The sequence below is a fragment of the Cyclobacterium xiamenense genome (assembly GCF_900109255.1).
Classification (GTDB): Bacteria; Bacteroidota; Bacteroidia; order Cytophagales; family Cyclobacteriaceae; genus Cyclobacterium; species Cyclobacterium xiamenense.
The window spans coordinates 232999-257746 of record NZ_FNZH01000003.1 but is presented as its reverse complement, the minus strand read 5'-3'; the positions used below and the strand labels follow the sequence as shown (position 1 = coordinate 257746).

Sequence of the window (24748 nt, the reverse complement as noted above, 5' to 3'; positions counted from 1 at the left end):
TCTGTTGGATTTTACGATTCTGTCTTTATGGACATGCTTTCCCCTTCTTATCTGCCTGCCGAACACCATCAACTTCCCGATCTTCCGGGGGTGTACCGGTATTACAACAAAGAAGGCAAACTCATCTATGTAGGAAAGGCAAAGAATCTCAAAAAACGGGTCGGTAGCTATTTCAATAAAAATTCGGGAATCAACCAAAAAACCCGCAGAATGGTGCGGGAAATACAGACGATTGAGATCACCATTGTCAATTCCGAATTTGATGCCTTGTTATTGGAAAACAACCTCATCAAAAAAGCCCAGCCCAGGTACAACGTCTTATTGAAGGACGATAAAACGTATCCCTACCTGGTGCTTACGAATGAGCATTTCCCCAGAATCTATCCTACCAGGCGCGTCATTCCCTCCAGAGGTACCTATTTTGGTCCCTTTGCCAGCGTCAAGGCTATGAACAATGTGCTGGACCTCATCCTCTCACTATTTACCATCCGAACCTGCAAGCTAGACCTCTCGCCAGAAAAGATTGCTGCCGATAAATTCAAGGTTTGCCTCGAATACCATCTGGGAAACTGCAAAGGTCCCTGTGAAGGGCACCAGGATGAAAAAAGCTACCGGTACGACATTGAGCAGGCAAAAAACATTCTCAAAGGAAACCTCGGCGTGGCCAAATCTTACTTTAAGGAAAACATGCAGGCTGCGGCAGCATCGTTAGACTACGAGCAGGCTCATCTCTTCAAAGAGAAACTGGATCTACTGGAAAAATACCAGGCCAAATCGCTGGTAATCAACCCCAATACCGATAGTCTCGATGTATTCGCCATTGTGAGCGACGAAAAATTTGCTTTCGTCAATTACCTCCGAATAAAAAATGGAGCCATCACACTGAGCAAAACCGTGGAACTCAAAAAACGTCTGGACGAATCCGATCAGGATTTGTTACTTACTGCAGTCGTTCACCTTCGCGACCAATTTCAGAGCGACGCAAAAGAAGTGCTAGTAAATAAGGACTGCGAGGATCTGCCAGAGGGGATGGTTTTCACCGTTCCAAAAATCGGAGACAAACGAAAACTGGTAGAACTGAGTCTAAAAAACGCCCTGTATTACAAAAAAGAAAAAGCACTCCTGGCCGGTGAGAATAAAAACAAAAAAAACCGGGTCTTGCTTCAATTGCAACAGGATCTCTCGCTCAGGGAACTACCGAAACATATCGAGTGCTTTGACAATTCAAACATTCAGGGGAGCCATCCTGTGGCGAGTATGGTCTGCTTTATGGACGGTAAGCCCGCTAAGAAAGAATACCGCCACTACCACATCAAAACGGTGACAGGACCGAATGACTTTGCCAGCATGGAAGAGGTAGTGCAACGACGGTACAAGCGAATCCTTGAGGAAGGTACTTCGCTTCCAAACCTGATCGTCATTGATGGGGGTAAAGGGCAATTGTCGTCTGCAGTAGCTGCCTTGCGTGATCTGGACTTGTATGGAAAAATCCCCATTATTGGAATCGCTAAGCGGCTGGAAGAAATCTATTTCCCAGGGGATCAATACCCCGTATTTATCGACAAAAAGTCTGAATCCCTTCGGCTAATTCAACGAATCCGCGATGAAGCCCACCGATTTGCCATAACCTTTCACCGAAACCTCCGAAGCAAAGGCGCGCTGGGTTCCCAATTAACCCACATCGAGGGAATCGGCGAGAGTACCGCTCAAAAGCTTCTGAAGCATTTCAAATCCTTCAAAAATATCGAAAGCGCAAGTAGGGAGTCGCTCGTAGAATTGGTAGGAAAAGACAAGGCGGAAAAAATTTTTTCGGCCATTCACCCATAAAAAAGGCGACTTCTTGAAGTCGCCTTTTTTATGCAAAAAACGGTTCAAATTCCGTTTTTTCTACCACTCCCACAAGTTGTTTTCCCATTCGAGCAAATCGTATTCAAATTCCAGGGAGTTCAGAAAAGCCTGCAACTGCGCATTGGGATTATTTGGATCAATCATGTCGACGATAAGTGCGTTATCCGGGTTGGTGTATTTCCGTACCACCGATCGGAACAACCGCAGATCAAAGGCCTGGCTGTATGGAAGGTGTTTGGATGTATTTTGGAAATTTAGCCACTGCCCCTTCTCCATATCATCAAAATACTCGTAAAAATCCTTGAATCGAATAAAAGCGATGGACTTTTGACCAGCTCCAGAATTGGTTTCGGAGGGCATGACCAACTCCAGGTATTTAATATCAAATTTTACCTCCGACCGGTGCTTGTCAAATACAAAGTCCTCACGAAAATCCAGGTAATAGATGTCCTTTACAAAGGTGCTATCTCCGTTTTCAGCCGTGAGAAAATTCGTTTGGAACTCACTAATAGAAAGCGGCTGTGTAAACTCTTCGTCCCCAAAAATTTCGAATGCATTTTCGTTTACGATGGCATTGTAGATGTTCATCATGATGCCATCCGATTTAAGTCCACCGGTTCCATAAAGGGGTAGGTTGAACTTTTCCCGGAGGTCAATCCTTCTCCATACTCCCACTTGATACATTTTATCGTCCTCTCGAATAGGAAGTACAGAAAAGACCGTGTCCATCTCAAACTCGGTATCGCCCAGATCCATATTCGGATTTTGGGTATTCGTGTTTTGAGAAAATGCCGGCAGAGCCAACAAGCTTAGCGCCAGGCAAAACAGCCAATTCGTCAGGGATGATTTTATCGATACAATCATGGTTTCTCTCTCATTTAATTCTACAACGCTCCAAACGAGGACTTATTACCTGATCGGAATGGAAAAGACTTCGTTAACGGTACTTGTAATTTTATTTCCTCTAAAGTTGGTTCGGGTTACTTCCCTGGCAATTATCACCAGTCGATCTCCACCCTGCGCCTGTGCCAGCAAATTCCTGACCGCTACATTTTGTCCAGTAATGTTTACGCTTTCTCTGGGCACATCGTTTCTAACCAATCGAACCTCCCCTGCAGTCACCTCAAAATTAGCATCTCTGGACATGGTCCGACCAAATGTTGGCTCCGGTATCGCTCGTATTTGCAAGTTGGTCAAGCCATTGGCAGGAGTGGGATTTTGTAAATCAATTTGGGTGTCCCCGTTAAACGGGCGGATCGTGGGTGCCGGTACCGGCTTGATATCGTACTCTACGGTACCGATGCGGTTGCCTCCACTGGAAACCGTAATGTTTACCGTCCCTGAAGCAGCCGGAATCACCGTCACGTCGGAAGGCCGGGAACCCTTGATGGCCTGACCGCCGGCGACCGAGAACTCCGGGGCATAGGAATTCCCAAGTGCAGGCACTTCGATCACCAAATCGTTGGCGCATTCTGCATACAGCTGGTTTACAACCTCCGAGCTAACTTTGATGACCGGCTGGGCCACAAAATAGTCGTAATCGATGGTAAACACACTGTCCTGCCCGCCAATGGGCACGACGATTTCCCCTCTAAGCGTCCGGGGTGCAAGACCCCGGTCATCGTAATTCGACGCAGGAGCTACTGGGAATGCAATTTTACCAAACCCGGCCTCTACGGGTATCTCACGGCCATCAGCCGTCATCTTTAATTCCGTAGAGGATGAAGAAGAAGCCAAAAACATTTCTGCTTCGAACGTGGTCCCTGCGGCCACCACATTGGAATTTGCGGCGACGCGCGCCTTTAAATTGTCAGCTTCAAAGATAAACGAGCCCAAAGAATTGGTGATTGCATTGAGCGCTTCGCTTTCTATATTGAGGACTTCGTTCTGATGCTGGCTAATAATGGCCAGGACCGCTCCTATGGGAGATTTTACGTAATTCAGATTTACATAGTCTTTGTAGTTAACGTCGACATCGTTTTTAAACAGGTCGATCTCATTGGCGTCCTTGGCGATCTTCTCAAAAGAAACCGGGATGTTCAGATCTGCCAGCATCTGAGTTAGATCCTCCGGGTATTCGTTGAGCTTTTCCTGCATTTCGTACCCCAGGCGGTTGTTATTAAAAATATTGCCTGGAATGTCTACGTTCTTCAGCGCCGAGGTCTTGAAATTCCCCTCATCGTCAATTGCGTTTGATTGCTCAATTAACGTTGCTTTGGCATCCTCCAGATATTGGTACAATTCCGAGCTCTTTTCCCGGATTTGCCGTGCTGCTTCCACTTTTGGGACATCCACCGGGTTGTTGCCCTGCTGTTCCACCGTAGAGGAGATAATATTTACAGAAAACTGATTTTTCTTGATGAAATTCGTCGATGTTCGCTCCAAACCATCATTGATCAGAATAAACTTCTGAAGGATTTGGTTACTTACCTGTAGTGCCAATAAAGCAGTAAGAACCAGGTACATCATCCCGATCATTTTCTGCCTTGGTGTTTCTTTACCACCCGCCATAAGCTATAGTATGTTTTCTAAGATTAAAATAAGTAAGAACTGCTCATTCAACGAAACTATCCTTTCATTGCTGAAAGCATACCGCCATACACCTTGTTTAGGGAGTTGACATTTTGGTTCAGTTTCGCCAGTTCGGTTTTAAAAGTTTCTGTTTCTTTGCCGGCCTCGGCAATGCCTTCCATGGCAGCAGTGACGTTTGAATAAAACTTGCTGATGGTCTTGGCATGCATGTTGGAATCTTTCAATTCCTCTTCGTACACGTTATTCAATGCCGAAAGACTGCGGGTTACGTTGAGAATTTGATCCCGGTAAGCTTTGGCATCTTCTGACGCAGAGGACATTTCTGCCAGTGCAGTAGCCGTCTTGCTGTAGGAGCTGTTGATATCAACCAACGACTTCGAGGCTTTTTTCACGTTTTCAGCGTATTCGTTGGTAGCCACCGTTGCGTCCGTAAGCGTGCCCAATTTTTCCGTTGTACTGGCCAGGTTTTGCATGCCCTTACCCAAGCTTTCGAGTAATTCCGGACCAATCTTCGCTTTTTCAAGCAGTTGATCCATTTTCTGAGCAGTTTGGTCGGAACTGACACGTGCAACCTTCGCAGCAGCTCCGCCAGTATCTTTACCGGCTAGTTCCGGATAAACTTTGGTCCAGTCCAATTCTTCGCTCTTTGGCTCGAAAGCAGATAAAAAGAAAATCAATGCTTCGGTAGTCAGGCCGACTCCAATCATGAGGGAGGCGAATGGCCAATCCAAGATCTTAAACATGGCTCCCAAAATTACTACTGCAGCGCCAATACCATAAATCTTAGGCATGATCGAACCGTAAAACTTATAAGCGAAGGTGTTATTTTCTGTTGACATAATTTTTAAAAAACGTTAAGTAAGGAATTTTTTCAGGTATTCGGTAAATGAGCTAATTTATCGTCTGCTACGTTTGTTGGATTTCACGTCCATGGTACCGGAGCGCCCAATATACGTCATGGCCGTACGGAACCCAATGTGCGCAGTCTGCACGTATTGGTATTCGTAGTTCCTGGCGCTGGTTTCCAAAAAGTGCGCCACGTCCTTCCAGGAACCTCCGCGAACTACCTTTCTGGTTTCTGTAGAATCCTTAAAGGTAGGGTTCATATCCCAGATCAGCGCGTTGGCAGCCGGATTGTAGGCGTCTTCTACCCATTCCGATACGTTCCCTGCCATGTTGTACAATCCAAAACCATTCGGAGCAAAGGCGTCTACCGGTGCGGTGTAAGCAAAACCATCGTCGATGTAATTTCCCCTTCCGGGTTTGAAATTTGCCATCAGGCAACCCCGTCTGTTTTTCAGGTACGGCCCGCCCCAAGGGTATTTGGCAATCTCTTTTCCTCCTTTGGCTGCGTATTCCCATTCCGCCTCAAATGGCAATCGGAATTTGGGCATATCAAATTCGGATTCATCGTTCGCATTCATGTGGTAGGATTTCCACTCACAGTATTGCTTGGCCTGATCCCAACTAATTCCGACCACTGGGTAGTCATCAAAAGCGGGGTGATCAAAGTAATACTCCATCAGGGGATCCCCGTAATGATGCGTAAAGCTAGTGGACCATACCGTTGTGTCAGGAAGCAATTCCTCCAGCACAAACTCAGGCGGATCTGCCTGTGTGGTAGGGGTTCCGAGTGCCAGGTCTCCCATACGCACCGCATCCAAAAACTGGCGGTACTTATTATTGGACACCTCGTACTTATCCATAAAAAACTCGGATATGGTAACTTGCTTATTCATGGAGGACCGACTCAGTGCGATGTCTTCGTCCGATTGCCCCATCCAAAAAGTCCCGGCCTTTACCGGTGCCATTTCAAAAGGCAAAGCCTGTTGCCAACCGGAACGCTTCGGAACGCCGGTAACCTCACCTCTTCGATTGAGTTTTTCACTTGCCGTCCCTTTGTTTCCAAAAAGTCCACAACCCTGAAGTAATGTCATTATTACCAGGCCCGAAATCAGGGTGAAAAAGCGCTGATTCATTTTTTTAAGCATAAATGACATTAAATTAACTACATTCATTTTCAACCATTTAAACAAATAACCAATTCGAAATTTAACAGATTTTATCAGAAAAACACAAGGATTTTTTCAATTATGTTTTAACTAATCGAACCGAAATCTTGGTGTCCGCTGAATTACCCTGTCTAATTGTTTCGAAACCTGAGGTAAATTATAGGTCAACATAAACTCGTGAGAGGTGGGGGATTTTGCTTCCAATCCACCAACTACCAAGTCGAATGCGTAACCCAACCTGAGGGAATTATCTCTTAACAGACTGTATCCCAGCAACACGGAAGCAGACTCCTCACCTCTGTAAGCCAATCCCAAACTTATTTTTTTGTTATACGTGCCTATAACGCTGACATCATACGAAAAATTATTCAGCGATACGGATTTTAACAATACACTAGGTTCAACTGAAAATTGGGCAAAAGTGTTTATACGGTATCCGGCAAGGATGTAATGGTGGTTTTCCAGTCGATTTGCCAGATTTCCGTCCCCAAAATCAAAACCCGGCTCGTTCAGATTTCTGCTGCTAACGGCAAAATAATAACTTCCCCGATCATACATCAGCCCAACGGTCACATTGGGGTTGCCCTGATTTTCATCACCGGCAGAAGGTACAGTGGGGTCCGGATTTACCGGAAAAAACTCATCGTAGCGAATGGTACTTGAAAAAAATCCACCCGAAGCCCCCATGCTCAATACTCCCCGGCCCAGCGTCAGGTGATACGCCAGAGACAGGTTGACTTCCTGATTCGTAAATGGGCCGATGGCGTCGTTTATCGCAATCAGGCCAAACCCGATAGGGATTTTTTTGAAGCGTCCCGAAGCGGACAGTAGCTGGGTAGTAGGTGCTCCACCTGCACCGGTACTGGTGCTGTAATCAAGCCATTGGGTACGATGCAGGGCAGAAATCCGGTATCCAGCCTCTTTGCCGGCAAACGCGGGATTGTAAAACATACCATTATACATGTACTGCGTAAACTGCGCGTCCTGCTGCGCAACGGCATTGGGCCGAAGGCTAAGGATTGCAGCTAAAAAAAACACACAGCATGTCAGGTAGTTTTTTGTGGTCATGTGTAAAAGACATTTTGCAATTGGAAACCTATTCTACACATTTAAACTGACTTTACCTGAAAAAAGATTAAAAGAAATCAGATTTTATTCGCTTTTTTTATATACAGTTCCAGTGCCCCGGTCATGCTTGGGGCATTTGGGAGCGGCGCCTCAATGTCCAGAATCAGGTCCATCTCCTTTACCGCCTGCGCCGTAGTGGGGCCGAAAGCAGCAATACGTGTCTTACCCTGCTCAAAATCCGGAAAATTCTGGAACAGCGATTTGATACCCGAAGGACTGTAAAATGCCAAAATATCGTATTTTATATCCTTCAAATCCGATAAATCAGCAGCTACCGTATGATAAATGATGGCTTCGGTGAAATCTATGCCGTTCTTGCTTAAAAAATCGGGAATGTCTTCTTTTCGAATATCTGAACAAGGGAACAGGTATTTTTCTGATTTGTGCTTTTTGAAAAAGTCAAACAGGTCAGCAGCGGTGCGGTTTCCGACAAACAACTTGCGCTTTCGTATGACTATGTATTTCTGGAGGTAGTGGGCCGTTTGTTCCGAGATGCAAAAATACTTCATGTCTGCCGGCATCTCGATCTTCAACTCCTGACAAATGCCAAAAAAATGATCAATCGCATTCCTACTGGTGAAAATTACAGCCGTGTGTTTTAAAATCTCAATTTTTTGCTTTCTGAAGTCCTTGATGGTTACCGGCTCCACCTGAATGAACGGCCTGAAATCAATTTTGATCTTGTATTTTTCAGCCAACTGAAAATAGGGCGAACGTTCGTCCGAGGGTTTTGGCTGCGAAACCAAAATACTTCTTACCCGGTTTAATCTGTCTTTTGTTGATTGCGTCATTTTCGTATTTTTTCCTTTACCCTAGGAGCAATTTACAAATCACCAAAAAGGGGATCAATTCAGAGGTGCAAAGGTAAGAAAATAAATGATAATTATTAAAACCATTTTTTTTGTAAAGCCAGATAGTCAAGCCGATAATTCCTAAGGTATAAAGCCCAAAGAACGAATAATATAAGGCCTCCAAATAAATCCCATCCGGGATCAACTCATTGGCATACAAAACAACCGTCACTGCCAAAACAACCAACAATCCAAAACCGCTAACCTTTAGCAAATAAAAAAAATGAGGTAGTGCTACCCGCTCCAAATCAAAAATAAACGTATTTATCGCCAACCACATAAACTTAAAAAAGGTCAGCAATGTAGCCACCAAACTAATAACCAACCAGAGCAATACCATCGTTTCCACGTCTTGGTCAAAGGCGAGCACCGTCAGTTCAACCCCAAATAGATGCATCCCAAAAAGTGCCATCAACCCTACACCCAGATTGACAACGATCAAGTAAAACAAAAGCTCGGCGGAATAAACCTTCGAAAAACCAACCGACTCCCACAAATCCTCGAAGGAGAAAATGCCCGCCGGATTCCAGAAAACGCCAAAGATGGTAGGAAATAATAGGCGAAAAAGTGCAATAAAAAACAGTAGCACCAACACGGCTAAAAAAAAGAAATCCTTTACCCTGTCTGTTTGTCGTGTACTTATCGCTCCGGCTTGCGTGACCGCTTCTGAAAGATCCGAAACGAAAAATCCTTTTTTTACCGAAAAATCATCTTGCTCTATACCCTTTTTCCGCGCGGTGAGTTTCACCTTCCCCTCCGCACCTGCCTGGGATAACAGCGTCTCGTTGCTCAAAAATACCAGGGTATCTTTTTCCGGAAGTATCCATAAATTGTCTCCAATAAAAAGGCCCGCACCTCTGGGAACGACGATGCGCCAGGAGGCGGCAGCAAACTGCTTCGTGTCTACCCATACATGCATCGATTCGGTACCCGCCAGCCAGCCCCCCTCCTGCTCCTGAATTTCGGGATCGTAATTAATCAACACCTGCGCACGACCAGTCTCCGCAAAAAATATCCCGAAAAAAAGGGCAAGCGCTCCCAAAAATAATCGATAGTTTCTCTTCATTAAAAACGACTGGTAAACCCAAAATGAACCCGCGAATAGGCCACTGTCATCGGCTGATTGGCAGCCTGACCCAACGCATAAACGAAAGTAAAGATCCCCCCGCTGGTTTCCAAACTTAATCCGCCACCGAGGGCTATTGGCCATTCCCTCGCCTGGCCTGATACGCGGTTTTCCAGCATGCCAATGTCCGAAAACAACAGAAAATAAGATTCGTTGCCTATGTAATACCTAGGTTCCACCGTTAGGTACGCATACCTGCTTGCGTAAAAGAAATTTTCATTAAACCCACGAATGCTTTTCAGCCCACCCAGCCGAAATAAATCGTTTAGGAACAAATTGCTATTGTAAATGTCTCCTGCATCGAGGGACAATTTGGTGCTGAGCGATTGATTCCATCGAAAATACCGTTGTAGATTGCCCCGCACGTAGTATTGAAGGGTATTTTGCCGTGCCTCCTCGTACAGTTCCTGTGGGAGGCCGGTATTTTCTACCAGGCGCTTATTTCCTATGCCCAAACGAAGCAAACCCCTCCACCCACTTCTCGGCATGAGTATATCGTCCAGATCGCTAAAATCTACAGTAGCACCGTAATTGGTATACCGGTAATCAGCGATTTCAGGCAGCTCACTGGCATCGCTGTACCTGCTTACATCCAACAAATCCCCAGCCTGCCGTTTACCAAAGAATGTGAGGTACGTTTTGGCCGCCAGTTGATACCCAACGTGCAGCTCAAACTCGCGGTTTAAAAACGTGGTATCCTCTTTCAGAAAGGCAAAGGATATGCCCAAGTCGAGTTGAGAACCGAATAGAAAAGGCTCCCGACCTGCCACCCGTAGGTTTTGGGAATATTGGCTAAGGCGCTGCCAATTCAGGGAATAATCCCTGCCTTTTCCAGAAACATTCGCCAGGTGAACATCAAACTGTCCGGTTACCAACCATTTGTTGGCTTCGATCTCGTTTGGAAGGAAGCCAATTATCCCGTCCAGCCGATTGATCTTCCGGTCGTTCACCGGCAAATAAACGGTCGCTTCCTCATTTTGAAAGGACAATTCCGGAGCTCCGTCCAGACGGAGATAGGGAGTGTTTCGGACTGCGTCCAAAGCTTGGTCTACCCGTTTTTGAGAGAAGGGCTCTCCAGGGGCCATTCGCAGCTTTCGAGACAGAAACAGTGGTTGGGTCCGGGAATCTCCCGTAATCCGCAGCGTATCAAACGAGATCCATGGTCCTTTGTCTACCTGTAATCCGGCTGCTACCTGATCCTGACTAAGCCGAACACTGTCTAGTGATACGGCTATAAAAGGATATCCTGTATTTTGACCGCGATTAAGTATTTCGTCTATAATGGACCGCAACTCACGAAACCGAAACGGCTTGCCCTGAGTTGGAAACCCCATACGGGAAGACGAAGGTAGCATCCAGGGCTCCAGATTGCCCCTGCCCAGATACAACCATGTGTACTGCGGTCCCGCATTCAGAAAAAGGCTTGCTTTCTTTTCCCCAAAAAACTGCAGGGAATCCTCCACGTCTAAAAAACCTTCCCACTGAAGAGAATCAATTAGTTTTCTTGAAAAACGATACACTGCCATGCTATCGGGCAGCTCGTATGTTTCCCGAATGGTGTCCGATCCCTCCGCTGCAATGGCTACGCTTAGCTGGTAAGCGGTCGTTTGCGCCTTGCCAAAAACGGCAAGTCCCACTAGAGCCCAGCTAAAAATGAGTAGCCGAAAGCTTCTTACCAAACACCTCTTACCTTCATCGGAAAGGTATAAACCGCATCCATCGCCGTTATAAATAACGTTTTTCTGTCGCCCGCACCAAAACATACATTTGCCGTCCAATTTGCCTCGATCGGAATGTGCCCGATCTGATCGCCCTTACTATTAAAAATGGTTACGCCTTTTCCTGTTAGGTAGACATTGCCACGGTGGTCAAGGGTCATACCATCCGAGCCCATTTCCACAAACAATTTCCGGTTGGTGAGGTATCCATCCTCCTCAATATCGTACACATAGGTTTTATTATCCCCGATATCCGCGACGTAAAGTTTTTTTCCGTCCGGTGTACCCACTAGCCCGTTGGGCTTTACCAGATTTTCATCCACCCGAAAAAACTGCAACCCATCGGCACTCAGGTAATACAAATGCTGCCCGTCTTGCTGCATTTCCGGATCCCTGTCCCAATACTTCCTGGCATATAGTGGATCCGTCAGGTAGATTCCTCCCCGGGGATTGATCCACAGGTCATTCGGGCCATTTAGTTTTCTTCCTTTAAAATTCTCAAGAAGCACTTCGTGATTGCCCTCCTTATCAAACGACCACAGCTCGTTTTCCTCGTCCGCGCAAGCGATCAGGTCCCCCTGCCGGTTAAAGTAAAGGCCATTTGACCTTCCCGAGTTTTCCGAAAAAACCGAGATCTCCCCGGTCGAAAATTTCCATTTGTATATCTTGTTGTTCGGCTGATCGGTAAAAAACACGTTGCCTTCACGATCCACCGCGGGTCCCTCCGTAAAGGCATAGCCTTCTCCCACCTTAGTTACCTGGGCATCTTTGGGGACCAAACTTTTTTTTATGTCTACCTGGGCCAGCGATTGCAAAGCAGCTAGCAGCAGGAAAATCGTCGAATACAGGGCTATTTTTGAGGGGGTCGTCGTCATCGTAATTGGGATTGAATGATAAATTTTATCCAAAAATAAGCCATTTATCAACAAAAACTAAAACCTGATCGCAAGAATCTTTAGCTTTGCAGACCGGTCTCGGAACGAAAGGATCTACTTAGTCAGGATCCCAGGCTCCGCCTTGGGAGGAGCCCGGACGAATGCCAATACCCTGTACAAACCCCTTGAGCCAATGGCTGGTATTTACGTTCACATTCCCTTTTGCCTGCAAGCCTGCCATTATTGTGACTTCCACTTCAGTACCAACCTGAAAAATACGTCTGACATGGTGGATGCAATCTGCCGGGAACTGGTCCTCAGAAAATCGTATCTACCCGCAGGCAGTCTCATTGAAACGCTCTATTTCGGAGGGGGAACGCCCTCTATTTTGCCCACCGAAGCCATCCAGAAAATCTGGAAAACGGTGCAGGAAAATTTCGACTGCCAACTTCAGGAAGTAACGCTGGAAGCCAATCCGGATGATCTGGAAGAAGAGAAACTTGACGCCTACCTGAAGATGGGTATCGATCGCCTTAGTATTGGGATACAAAGTTTCAACGAAGAGGTGTTGCGCTTCTACAATCGCTCGCACAGCGCTGCCGAATCCCTTACCGCATTGCAAAAAGCCAGAAAGGCCGGATTCAAAAGCCTTTCCGTGGACTTGATTTATGGCTTCCCCCAACCCAATCATGCGATCTGGAAGCAGGACCTGGCCCAAGCCCTGCACGAAGCGCCGAATCATATCAGCGCCTATTGCCTGACGGTAGAGCCAAAGACTGCGCTTGGGGTTTGGGAAAAAAAAGGAAAATTCAATGCAGCCTCGGAGAATTTTCAGGCAGAACAGTTTGAAATCCTCCAGCAGACGCTTTCTGCGAAAGGCTATGTGGCCTATGAAATTTCCAACTTTGCCAAAGAAGGTGCTTTTTCCCTGCATAATAGCAACTATTGGAAAGGGGTACCCTACCTGGGCCTGGGACCCGCTGCCCACTCGTTTGACGGCAGGAACAGGGGATACAACATTGCCAGCAATCCCCGCTACCAGCGGCATTTGCAAGCGGGCCAACTCGCCTTTTCGGAGACGAAGCTATCACGAGAGGACCGCATCAACGAGTACCTGCTGACCGCACTGCGGACCATGTGGGGGGTGCAGCCAGACTATCTGAAAAAAAAATACGATTGGGACCTGCTCACCGAGCGAAAAGTGATCCTGGAAGACTTACGATCCCGGGGAATGATCCACCTACAAAGCGACCGGGTCACACTGACCGAGTCTGGAAAATTACTAGCAGATTACCTGGCAGCAAAGTTATTTTTGTAAGGGTTTCCCCGTATCTTTATCCCATGAAAAAGTATCCTTCAGGAAACCAACGAAACAACCATACCGCTCCACTAAAAGAGGTGTTCGAAGAATTGTTGGAGGCCTACCGCCTCAAGGATACTTTTTCGGAAAAAACCGTGATTCAGGAATGGGAACAGCTCATGGGCAAAACCGTAGCTTCCCGAACCCAGCATCTTTCCATCCGCCAAAAAGTACTGTATGCCAAAATCAGCTCCGGGCCGCTAAAAAAAGAGATGATGCTCAACAAATCAAAAATCCTGCAGCTGATCGAGAGCAAATACGGCAAAGGTGTAGTCAATGACGTGGCATTTCTGTAAGCAGGTAAGGTTAAATTCCCCCGTGGAATGCCGAACGGAAAAGGATTTCCGGTAAAACTATCCCCAAAACCTGGAAATTTTACCGGAATTTTACCAATACGATGACTTTATCCCTACATCCATTCTCCATCCACTTTTCGGCGAATACCGAGCGGATTGGCTTCCTGCAATGCTTTGGGCAAAAGCGCTTGCGGCATGTCCTGATAGGCGACCGGTCTGACAAAGCGCTTGATAGCATGCACCCCCACCGAGGTACTCCGGCTATCCGTGGTGGATGGGAAGGGTCCTCCATGCTGCATGGCATGCCCGACTTCTACGCCCGTCGGAACTCCCTTAAACAATAATCGACCACATTTTTCCTCCAGCAGATTCAAAAAAGCACCGCTTCTTTCCAATTCATTCGGCATGCCCCAAACAGTACAGGTGAGCTGCCCTTTGAGCTGCTGCGCGAGGGCGATCAGGTCTGCCTCGGACTCGTAGACCACCATGATTCCAAACGGACCAAAGACTTCCTCCTGGAAGGCATCCTCCTGCAACCAATCCGAAGCCGATACTTTGGCCAGCGCTGCATTTCCGGTCAATAACTCACCCGGTTCCGATGCCAATAGCCATTCGATTTCCCGGGCATGAGACAAGGTCTCCAAGGCCTGGTAGTAATTGTGGCAGATGCCTTCGTGAAGCATGGGCGCAGCAGCCGACTGCTTCAGCTGGCTTACTACTGCCTTGGAAAAGGCCTGCTCGGTTGATTTGGGAATAAAAATAAGGCCTGGGTTGGTACAAAATTGCCCCACACCCAGCGTAAGGGAGCCGGCATAGGCAGCTGCTGTCGCTTCAACCTGCTCGGAAAGGTAACTTTCAAACACAAAAATCGGATTCACACTTCCCATTTCTGCAAAAACAGGAATGGGCTGCTCGCGGGCATTGCAGGCATCAAACAGCGCTTTCCCACCACGAAAGGATCCAGTAAAAGCTACCGCCTTTGCCAGGGGATGGGTAACCAGCAGTTGTCCCGTTTCTATTCCCCCCTCGATATGTTGGAAGGTGCCTTTGGGTAGGCCACTTGTGCGCACCGCATTCTTTATAGCCTCGGCCACCATGCGGGAGGTTTCTGGATGGGCCGGATGCGCCTTGTATAGGACCGGGCAACCTGCCGCTAAAGCAGAGACCGTATCTCCTCCCGCCGTGGAGAAAGCCAGCGGGAAATTACTGGCACCAAATACCACGACAGGACCCAAGGGCCGCAACATACGGCGAATGTCCGGTTTGGGTGCCGGCTTTCGCTCCGGGTCTGCTTTATCGATGGTGGCCTCTACCCAACTTCCCTCTGCCACTACCTGCGAAAAAAGCCGGATTTGACCCAGGGTACGGCCCAGCTCGCCTGTGATTCTTCCCTCTGGCAAATGGGATTCCCGGGCAGCTGTCGGTATCAGTTCCTCGCGAATCCCATCAATTTGACCGGCCATCTCTTCCAGAAAACCAGCTATCTTATCCTTATCCATTGATTTTAGTAGCAAAAATGCCTGCTGGGCATCCTGAAAATTAACGGTTACTTGATCCATTTTTGTTGTACGGGTTTATGTGGTTTAAAAAAAAGTCGCTGCTGCCCGGCCTGGGGTCGGGTGCATTGATCAGGTCAAGTTACAGGTTATTCGTGGCAGAAACAAAAAAACCCGGAGAATACCCCTCTCCCCGACCAGCGAGCCCGCTTCCCTTTTCGTTGAATTGCCATTTCCTTGAAAATACGGGTGGGTATTGATAAATTTGCTGGTAAAACCGTATAACCCAAACCACAAGCCTCCTAACCACTCCCGCTCCATGAATTCCCAGCTTTCCCTACCGAATAACTCCCTTCGCCTGATCAACCATTTTGAACCAGGCGATGTTGGAGGCATTATCGCACTGCATGGCAAGCACTATTACGAGGAGTTTGGTTTTGGATTGGGCTTCGAAAAATACGTTGCCCGGACCTTTGCCGAATTTGTTAGCCAATTTCAAGAAGGCAAGGACCAGGTCTGGATAGCGAAAGCCGGAGAAGATATCAAAGGATGCATCGCGTTGGTTCACCGGGATGCCCAAACGGCCCAACTTCGGTATTTTATCACCCGTCCGGACTACCGGGGAAGAGGCTTGGGAAAGCAACTCTTTCAGTTATGCATGGACCATATCTGCATGCGCGGCTACTCACGGGCGTATTTATGGACCAGTGCCAACCTTACCACGGCTGCCGGCTTGTACCGAAAGGCGGGATTCCAAAAGACCGAGGAAAGGCATTCCAGTAGTTTTGGTGTCGCCATGGTGGAACAAAAATACATCTGGGAGGCAACCCGACGGTAACTCAGCCTGCGGTAATGGAAAAGCTTTTCTAGCTGTTGGCGGATACCAAACGAGAGCGACGCATGCTGCGTGACCGCCCTGCTTGGACAACTGATTCCGAAGCAGTAGCTACGTACGCCCCGCACACAGACCGAACAGAATTTCCAGCATTTTGCGGGCACCCAGAATCCAGCAGCTACATCCTAAAACCACCTAATTTTTATTTTTTCAATGTAACCACGTGAGCCATAGAAAATTCGGTTTTTTAAAGCAATAACTAAAACAAATTTTTAGTCTTCAAAAAAAGCACCGAAAGGCTCAACTTTTCTTGAAATAATTTTCACCCTCAATCTTTTTTATCTATAATTAGGTGCTTAAGATGTAACAACGGAAAAAAAATTGTTTGAATGGTAATTCTTCCAAGGGTATCTACAAGCGTTGTGCAATCGATTCCATAACGCAAACGAATGGGCGGTTGAAAGGGGTTAGAATTCTCTTTTGCAACCTCAATTTGTTTTCAGCCAAAAGTACCGATATCGATAATTACCACACAAAAAAACGATAGTCTGCCTATGAAACACCTAATAAGTCCGTAATTAACTTTGATAATTACAGATCCAATTAATTAAACTCAAAATTTATTATGAAAAAAAATCTACCAAATTGCCGTGGGCTGGTATCCAAATCCTCCCTTGCGGCAATCCTGTTTGCCCTGTTTAATGGGGGGCTGATCGCCGCCCCAAACGGACCTGACAGGAATCTAAAAAACACCGAAAAGATGCCGCTATTGGCATCTAATGAAAATCTGGAGGGTTTCCGATCGAACGCTCCCTTTGATGTGACCGTCACCGGGACCGTCACCGATTCAAACGGAGAACCCATCCCAGGGGCCACCGTATCCGTTCCGGGTACCTCCATCGGTACCGCTACCGATATCGACGGACAGTATAGCATTACCGTACCCGAGGGGTCCTCTCTTGTGTTTTCCTTTATTGGGTTTGAAAGCCAAACCATCGAAGTAAACAATCAATCCACCATCGACGTCACCCTTTCCGAAAGCGCTCAGGCACTAGACGAAGTGGTCGTAATTGGTTACGGTACGCAACAAAAGAAAGACCTCACCGGTGCCGTGGTAAACGTGCAGGCGGAAGAGGTGATGAAGTACAAGCCCACCAGTGTGTCGGAGATTTTGCGAACCACCGTCCCCGGTCTGAGTGTGGGGTATGCCACCAACGCCCGAAACGTACCGGATTTTGAAGTTCGGGGTGACAATTCGATGAAGGCTAATTCCAATGACGAACGAGCTGCCAACCGACCGTTGATCGTATTGGACGGGGTCATTTTCCAGGGAGACCTGGCAGAAATCAATCCAAATACCATTGAAAGCGTGGACGTATTGAAGGATGCCAGTGCGGCAGCCGTATACGGATCACAGGCCACAAATGGTGTGGTGATTTTCACCACCAAAAAAGGTCAATACGGCAAGCCACAAATAACGTTTAGCTCCCGCGTTGGATTGGTCACCGGAGCCAGAAGGCAGCAAACCTATCAGGGCGAGGAAGTATTGGATTGGCTGACGGATATGAACGAAACCATCACCAACTCCATCACCGAACCCTGGACACGATTCCGCGATTTCAACGACATCGATCCGCAGTACCAGGATGATTGGTTGGCGGCCAACGGGATCCCCGGTGAAACCGATCCGGAAGTGATCCGTATGACGCGAATCAATAACTTTGGTTTTTGGGACAACGAAGTAGAGAATTACAGAAATGGAGTTACCTACGATTGGCAGGATTTCTTGTTCCACACTGGTGTGCGACAGGACTACGACCTGGGTGTTTCGGGTAGAACCGACCGGGTTGCTTACTATTTTTCGCTAGGTTACAGCGACCGGGAATCCGTACGACTGGGTGAATCCTTTCAGGCAATTACTTCTCGTCTGAATCTGGATGTCAACCTGGGCGAACGTTTGAGCGTGGGTACCAACACACAATTCACCTTTATCGATGAAGGACAGGAATTCATCGGTAACGGAGGATACCGGGTGTATTCCGTCTACGATCAGCCTTGGGCGAATGGAGCTCCCCGAACACGGGAAAACCTAAACGATCAGGCCGCAGGATCGAATATCTCCAACCCTTATCAGGGTCCCTCCTGGAATACGCGCCTTCATAATCAAATTATGATCAACCCCACGCTCTATGCACAGCTGGAGCTCCCCTTTGGATTTAGTTTACGGCAGGATTACACGCCCCGTTTTTCCATACGTAAGCGCTTCGATCTGGACGAGCGGGGCAACCCCCAACGCGCGGTAGATGCGGCCGAAAGAAGGTACAACGAGGCCTTCAACTGGCAATCCAATACCATCCTGAACTGGAACAAGGAATTTGGCGAGCACCGGCTGGGCTTCACCGGCTTGTACAACACCGAAAGAAACCAACGGTGGGAAACGCGTGCCATGACCAACAACTTCTCGCCTACGGCAAGCCTTGGCTTCCATGCGATGCAATTGGGCCTGAACCCCACCATGTCCTCCTACGATGAGGTAAACTCCCGAACCGGCCTGATGGGTCGTGTGACGTATGCATACGGAGATAGGTATAATTTCTCCGCATCTATCAGACGGGATGGCTTTTCCCGATTCGGGGTAAATAACCTCTTGGGTAATTTCCCTTCGCTATCTGCTGCTTGGACGCTCTCCAACGAGGATTTTATGCAAAACACGGGTGTTCTTAGCTACCTTAAAGTGCGAGCGAGCTACGGTGTAAACGGAAACAGTAGTGGCCTCGAAGATTACAATGCCTACGCGCGATTGAATAGTAACCTCTATCTAAATTACGACGGAGGCTATTTCGCAGCACCGCGCACGGAGATTACGCGAATTGCCAATCCGTTTTTGTCCTGGGAACGAAATGCTTCCTTTAACCTAGGTATCGACTACGGTTTCTTCAATGACCGGGTTAGCGGCTCATTGGATATTTACCAGTCCGAAACCAGGGATTTGTTACTGGATCAAAAGTTACCTGAGTTAACCGGTTTCGGTTCGGTGAAAACCAATGTAGGAAATCTGCAAAACAGGGGATTTGATCTGGGAATACGTTCCATCAACGTGACCCGAACCAATTTCACCTGGACCAGTAACTTTAACGTCACCTATGCGATCAACAAGATTACCACCCTCGGTAATGCACCGATACCCATGACCGATGCACAGGGAAACACGGTTATGCGTGAGCCGGATGATCTGCAAAACGGCTGGTTTATTGGAGAAAACAAGGACATTATCTGGGATTGGGATTTGGACGGTGTCTACCAAATGGACGAAGCGGATGAAGCCGCCGAGTACGGCTTGTTTCCCGGTGACTTCCGTTTTGTCGATCAGGACAGCGATGGCGACATCGATATCGATGACCGGGTCTTTCTCGGGCTGACCGATAATCCTTGGTACATCACCTTCCGAAATGATTTTGAATGGAAAAATTTCGACCTGGGGCTGGTATTTCTCGGTAAATTTGGCTGGAAAGGCGGTACGCGAGAGCCGTTTAACAATTCCCAACAATACATCAAAAACAAGAACTGGTACACCATTCCTTATTGGACGCCGCTTAACGGGGAAAACAATTTTGCCCGAATCAACTCCATCAACCTGGGGGGCGGTCAAGTATGGTTAAACCGAGACTACGTACGTTTGCAAAATGTATCGGTAGGATATAGTGTTCCACCCAGTATATTGGAAAAAATCAATGGAACGCGGCTACGACTGGCGCTAAACATCGAAAATGCGGCCGTCTTCACCCCCTGGCACCGAAGCCTGGGTGACCCCGAATCAGCCCGGGAAATGCCTCGTACGTACTCCTTTAGTTTGGATTTCACGTTCTAAGCACGACGTGGAGGAAATTAACTATAAACCAGAAACGATTTAACAATGAAGAATTTAAAAATATTCAAAGGAATAGGCCTTTCGCTACTCCTCCTCGGCTCCGTATCCTGTCAGGAGGATTTTCTAGAAGAGAAGCCCTTGTCTTTCCTTAGTCCCGAAAACACCTTCGTGGATGCGGCCGGACTGCAAACAGCACTGGATGCGGCACTACATGGAGTAATGACCCAATGGAACGGGGATACCCGTGAACTGATGTTCAACAGCAACATGAGCGACGCCTCGGTGGTATCGGCAACGGATAAGCCCGACGCCTTTGTGGACCTGCGTACCTACGCCACTCCCACCAATTCCCGAAACAACGATGCGGGTAGGACACGTTCTTTTTATGCGGACAATTACAACCACATCAAAAAAGCAAACACAGTTATTGATTACATTGATATCCCGGAATGGCCCGATGGGGTAAACGATGCGGAAAGAAATCACTTGCTGGGATCGGCCTATTTTCTACGTGCCTTCTTTTACATGCAACTGACCATGGACTTTGGAAACGTTGCCTTTCCATTGGGAGTAGTATCTGAAGCCCGCAGGGATTTTAAGGTATTCCACATGCAAGGAATCTGGGATCAGATGATCACCGACCTGGAATATGCGGTTCAGCATGTCAAACCAAAAAGCCAACTACCGATTGGACAGGCTCCCAAGGATGCCGTCCGCATCTTGCTGGCAAAATACTACATGCTAAACGAGCGCTTTGCCGATGCCGAGCGCCTGATGGACGACGTGATCAACGGGGGAGAATCCCAATTGTTCACCGACGACATGATCCCTTCTGGCGTGACCGAAATAGAGGTTGCCAATACCAACAACCCAAATACTGGGAATCCGCTACCTGGAAGATCCGGCTATGCACCAGTGGATGCGGTCAATTACCTGCACATGGATCGTGGAGCGCAAAAAACGAGCAATCCGGAAGGCATCTGGTTGGTTGTAAACGAGCCTTTCGTTCTGGGAACACAAGGACGGTCGGCACGAATTCGTGCCTGGGGCCCCAACTTTGTAAGTACCAACCTGGGCGTTTGGGAACCAGGCACCACTCGTATCGGTACCGACGTGCAGCAATCTACCTCGGATGCACGCGGACGTATGATGAAAAAATGGGGCCGCGGTCAGGGTTTTGCCCGTCCAACCAATTATTCCCAGTACGAAATCTGGAACTTCAAAGGAACAGTTGACGAACAAGACTACCGCCACAAGGACCTGAACTGGTTTGAAATGGAAGATGTATTGTACGACAACCCTTCCCTTCGGGATGAAGGAAGTCCGTTTTACATGCAACCGCTACGTTTGTACGACGATAACGGTAACCTGACCTGCCAGGATACCATTCGCTGCTGGTACGGCTACCCCCGTTACAAATTTTACTCGGTCAATCAGGAACAGCGTCCTGACCGACAGGACGGTGGAAAGATGGATATGTACATCATGCGCATCGCCGAGGCGTATTTGGTACGTGCAGAAGCTCGGTTCTGGCAGGACAATCTGGCAGGTGCAGCGGAAGACATCAATACCATTCGACAGCGCGCCAATGCCATCCACATGTATACCATCGCCGACATGCAAACCGAAGGAATCGGTGCTATATTGGATGAGCGAAACCGGGAACTGTTTGGCGAAGAGTACCGCCACGACGAACTGGTACGGATCTCCATCATCTTTGCAAAAACGGGAAAGATGGCGTACAATGGCAAGACCTATTCCATTAGCGGAAACGATATCGAGAAATCCATATCCGCCAATAGCTTCTATTACGACCGCATGATGGAGAAAAACAATTTCTTTCGGGATGAGGTGCCCTGGGCCACCTACAATACCACGAAGTACACCATGGATCCACACCACGTATTCTGGCCCGTCTACCAGCCTTACCTCGTAGGCAACGTGGAGGCCACCCTGAATCAAACAACCGGATACAACGGAGCCGAAAATAACATCGAACCATTGACTCACGTGGTTCAGCCGGCCGGCGCGCCGAACGAAGACCCTATGCGGGCCATCGGAGAGTAATGCCGATCATATAAAAAATTCACCCGAAGGCAGTAGCAGTCGGGTGAATTTTTTAATTTAGGGAAGTAAAAAGGTTATAAACTCAAACACCATATATTATGACAAACGATTCGTCCAGAAGGACTTTTCTAAAAAAATCAGCAATTGCAAGTTCAGCGGCTATTGTTGCTCCTACCATACTTTCCTCCAACGTGTTTGGAGCCAACGACCGCATCAATGCGGCGGTACTAGGGGTAAATGGAAGGGGAAAGAACCACATCCAAAGCCTGATGAATCAGGAAAACGTCCAGGTTACTACCCTCTGCGACCCGGACATGAACCTATTAAAAGAGCGACAAAAGCAATTTAAAGATACGTATAAAAAAGACGTAGCCCTGGAACAGGATCTTCGCCGGGTAATAGACGATCCGGACATCGATGTGATCAGCATCGCATCGCCCAATCATTGGCATGCGCTGACGACAATCTGGGCCTGCCAGGCGGGAAAAGATGTGTATGTGGAAAAACCTGGCTCTCACAATATCTGGGAGGGAAGGAAGATGGTGGAAGCAGCCCACAAGTACGATCGAATCGTGCAGCACGGCGTGCAGCTGAGAAGCTCTCCGGCCGTTCGCGAAGCCATCCAATTGATTCGGGACGGGTACATTGGCAATGTCTACATGGCCCGCGGCATCGTTTTCCGCTGGAGACCTAGCATTGGAGACAAAGGATTCTCCCCCGTTCCCGAGGGAATCGACTACGACCTTTGGACCGGCCCCGCTCCCAAGCGTCCCTTTACCCGCAACCTGGTGCACTACAACTGGCACTGGCATTGGGATTATGGAAACGGGGATGTAGGAAACCAGGGAATTCACGAAACCGACCTTTGTATGTGGGGATTGGACGTGGGACTTCCCACGAAAATCACCTCTATGGGAGGGAAATTCCTGTGGGACGATGCAAAAGAAGTTCCCGAGGTACTCACTTCGGTGTACAATTATCCGGAGGAAAACAAGATCATCCAATTTGAAGTACGTCCCTGGTGCACCAACGAAGAAGGTGGTGCCACGGTCGGTAACATCTTCTATGGAGACAAAGGCTACATCGTGGTCGATGGTTACGACAAGTACCAGTCATTCCTGGGCAAAGACCGCACGCCTGGTAAATCAGGAGCCGATGGAGGACCGTCTGCCTCCGGGATGGACCGGGGAGCCGGAGGTACCGATGGACACTTTGCCAACTTCATTGAGGCTGTCCGCAAGCACGACGCTTCCATCCTGAATGGCCCGGTAGAAACGGCGCATCTGTCCTCCGGATTGGCCCACCTGGGCAACATCGCTTATAAGCTAGAGCGGGTACTTACGTTTAACCCGAAATCTGAGACCTTTGTGAATGATCCCGAGGCAGACGAGATGTTGAAACGAAACTATCGCAAGGGTTTCGAAGTACCGGCGATTGTCTAAGCTTCTCCAAGGTAATTTCACCCATCGAAACCGAAAAACCAGAAAAAAACCGGGCAGGCCGTTTGGCACTCCCGGGTTTTTTCTTCGTAACTTACTCGGTAAAACTAAATTTAAAGGCAAAATACATGAAGTCCCGCATGCACCAGGCGACATCCCCAGGGACGCCATGGTAGCCCCAAAAACGACCGGGGCGAGACATGCGAGACGCCATGTGGCCACTTAAAAACAATGATATGCACATGAAATCCCAGGCGCTAGTATTTATCGCAATTATAAGTAGCAGCACGATGCTTTTTGGTCAGAGTAACAAAAAAGAAGCCGTAACCGTACAGGTAAACGAATCAGAAAAAAAAGTAGATATCGTGGTGGGAGGTGAGTTATTCACCACCTATATGTACCCGGACAATATCATGAAGCCTGTATTGTGGCCCGTTATGTCTCCGGAAGGAAACATGTTGACCAGGAGCTATCCGTTAATCAACAAAGAAGGCGACCGAACCGATCATCCCCACCATGTGGGTGTTTGGCTCAATTACGGCGATGTGAATGGTCTTGATTTTTGGAACAATTCAGAGGCCATATCTCCGGAAAGAAAAGGAGGCTATGGAACCATCTATCACCAATCGGTAGAGAAAGCCAAGGGAGGCAAAGGAAAGGCCGTATTGGAAACGAAATCCCTTTGGAAATCTCCGGACAACACCACCTTACTGGAGGAAGAAACCGAATTTGCATTTCAAGCCACCGAAGGGATGCGAATAATTGATCGCACCACTTCGCTTACTGCCGCTGTGGATGAAGTGAAATTTACGGACAACAAGGAAGGCATGTTTGCCATTCGTGTAAGCAGGGAACTGGAACTTCCCACCGATAAGCCTACCGAGTTGATGGATTCCCATGGAGTCAAAACCCGGGTCGAAAAAATGGACAATACCTTGGTAAAAGGAAACTACAGAAGTTCGGAGGGCATCGAAGGCGGTGCCGTATGGAGCACCCGGGGCCGTTGGATGAAGCTCTCCAGTGAAATAAACGGAGAGGAAGTTTCCCTCGTTATCATCGATCACCCCTCCAACGTGGGGTATCCTACCTACTGGCATGCCCGCGACTACGGGTTGTTTGCTGCCAATACACTGGGACAAAAGGTTTTTTCCGAAGGAAAAAATGAACTGAATTTCAGCCTGAATAATGGGGAAACGGCAACGTTTAAATACCGGCTGGTGGTGGCTTCCGAAGACCTTTCAGACGAGCAAATCAATGCATTGGCTGATGCTTATGCTAAAAAATAATCATACCGTTT

Annotated in this window: 18 protein-coding genes; 8 read left to right on the top strand and 10 right to left on the bottom strand. The window is 47.9% G+C overall.

Going from position 1 to position 24748, the window contains the following annotated elements; translation table 11 throughout:
• Positions 1-33: 33 nt before the first annotated feature.
• On the top strand, positions 34-1827 hold the full coding sequence (gene uvrC, locus BMW71_RS10580; protein WP_092174805.1) for an excinuclease ABC subunit UvrC: 1794 nt from the start codon (positions 34-36) through the stop codon (positions 1825-1827).
• Positions 1828-1887: 60 nt separating this feature from the next.
• On the opposite strand, the gene porN is transcribed toward uvrC, so the two are convergent.
• From porN to BMW71_RS10535, 9 genes are all read right to left on the bottom strand, one after another.
• Positions 1888-2712 (bottom strand): type IX secretion system ring subunit PorN/GldN, encoded by an 825-nt coding sequence (porN, locus tag BMW71_RS10575; RefSeq protein WP_092173406.1) that lies wholly within the window; start codon positions 2710-2712, stop codon positions 1888-1890.
• Positions 2713-2757: 45 nt separating this feature from the next.
• On the bottom strand, positions 2758-4359 hold the full coding sequence (gene porM, locus BMW71_RS10570) for a type IX secretion system motor protein PorM/GldM (protein ID WP_092173403.1): 1602 nt from the start codon (positions 4357-4359) through the stop codon (positions 2758-2760).
• Between the two features lie 56 nt (positions 4360-4415).
• Positions 4416-5219: a type IX secretion system motor protein PorL/GldL gene (gene porL / locus BMW71_RS10565; protein WP_174238227.1), complete on the bottom strand. Its 804-nt coding sequence runs from the start codon at positions 5217-5219 to the stop codon at positions 4416-4418.
• A gap of 57 nt (positions 5220-5276) precedes the next feature.
• On the bottom strand, positions 5277-6371 hold the full coding sequence (porK, locus tag BMW71_RS10560) for a T9SS ring complex lipoprotein PorK/GldK (RefSeq protein ID WP_092173400.1): 1095 nt from the start codon (positions 6369-6371) through the stop codon (positions 5277-5279).
• A 111-nt stretch (positions 6372-6482) separates the two neighbouring features.
• Positions 6483-7460, bottom strand: coding sequence for a PorP/SprF family type IX secretion system membrane protein (locus BMW71_RS10555; RefSeq protein WP_092173397.1), 978 nt, complete (start codon positions 7458-7460; stop codon positions 6483-6485).
• A gap of 77 nt (positions 7461-7537) precedes the next feature.
• On the bottom strand, positions 7538-8311 hold the full coding sequence (locus tag BMW71_RS10550) for a uroporphyrinogen-III synthase (RefSeq protein WP_092173395.1): 774 nt from the start codon (positions 8309-8311) through the stop codon (positions 7538-7540).
• A 16-nt stretch (positions 8312-8327) separates the two neighbouring features.
• Positions 8328-9437, bottom strand: a complete 1110-nt coding sequence (locus BMW71_RS10545) for a DUF4271 domain-containing protein (RefSeq protein WP_092173393.1) — start codon at positions 9435-9437, stop codon at positions 8328-8330.
• Positions 9437-11176: a BamA/TamA family outer membrane protein gene (locus BMW71_RS10540; protein WP_244891148.1), complete on the bottom strand. Its 1740-nt coding sequence runs from the start codon at positions 11174-11176 to the stop codon at positions 9437-9439. Before BMW71_RS10540 ends, BMW71_RS10545 begins: the two co-directional genes overlap by 1 nt.
• The gene (locus BMW71_RS10535) at positions 11170-12090 is read right to left on the bottom strand and encodes an SMP-30/gluconolactonase/LRE family protein (RefSeq protein WP_092173387.1); all 921 of its coding nucleotides are present in this window, start codon (positions 12088-12090) and stop codon (positions 11170-11172) included. The genes BMW71_RS10540 and BMW71_RS10535 overlap by 7 nt, the downstream gene beginning before the upstream one ends.
• Positions 12091-12283: 193 nt before the next feature.
• Between BMW71_RS10535 and hemW the strand changes: the two genes are divergently transcribed.
• On the top strand, positions 12284-13408 hold the full coding sequence (hemW, locus tag BMW71_RS10530; RefSeq protein WP_092174799.1) for a radical SAM family heme chaperone HemW: 1125 nt from the start codon (positions 12284-12286) through the stop codon (positions 13406-13408).
• 23 nt (positions 13409-13431) lie between these two features.
• The gene (locus BMW71_RS10525; protein WP_092173384.1) at positions 13432-13746 is read left to right on the top strand and encodes a DciA family protein; all 315 of its coding nucleotides are present in this window, start codon (positions 13432-13434) and stop codon (positions 13744-13746) included.
• 113 nt (positions 13747-13859) lie between these two features.
• On the opposite strand, the gene BMW71_RS10520 is transcribed toward BMW71_RS10525, so the two are convergent.
• A complete protein-coding gene (locus BMW71_RS10520) occupies positions 13860-15305 on the bottom strand; it encodes an aldehyde dehydrogenase (NADP(+)) (RefSeq protein WP_092173381.1) in 1446 nt (481 codons plus the stop codon).
• A gap of 256 nt (positions 15306-15561) precedes the next feature.
• Between BMW71_RS10520 and BMW71_RS10510 the strand changes: the two genes are divergently transcribed.
• From BMW71_RS10510 to BMW71_RS10490, 5 genes are all read left to right on the top strand, one after another.
• On the top strand, positions 15562-16080 hold the full coding sequence (locus BMW71_RS10510) for a GNAT family N-acetyltransferase (protein WP_143057605.1): 519 nt from the start codon (positions 15562-15564) through the stop codon (positions 16078-16080).
• Positions 16081-16702: 622 nt separating this feature from the next.
• Positions 16703-19945 carry a SusC/RagA family TonB-linked outer membrane protein gene (locus tag BMW71_RS10505; RefSeq protein WP_092173372.1) on the top strand — a complete coding sequence of 1081 codons (3243 nt, stop codon included), beginning with the start codon at positions 16703-16705 and terminating at the stop codon, positions 19943-19945.
• A 45-nt stretch (positions 19946-19990) separates the two neighbouring features.
• A complete protein-coding gene (locus BMW71_RS10500; protein ID WP_092173369.1) occupies positions 19991-22012 on the top strand; it encodes a RagB/SusD family nutrient uptake outer membrane protein in 2022 nt (673 codons plus the stop codon).
• A 98-nt stretch (positions 22013-22110) separates the two neighbouring features.
• Entirely contained in the window at positions 22111-23454 is a 1344-nt protein-coding gene (locus BMW71_RS10495) for a Gfo/Idh/MocA family protein (RefSeq protein ID WP_092173366.1), read from the top strand.
• 197 nt (positions 23455-23651) lie between these two features.
• Positions 23652-24737, top strand: a complete 1086-nt coding sequence (locus BMW71_RS10490; protein ID WP_244891147.1) for a DUF6807 domain-containing protein — start codon at positions 23652-23654, stop codon at positions 24735-24737.
• Positions 24738-24748: the final 11 nt, after the last annotated feature.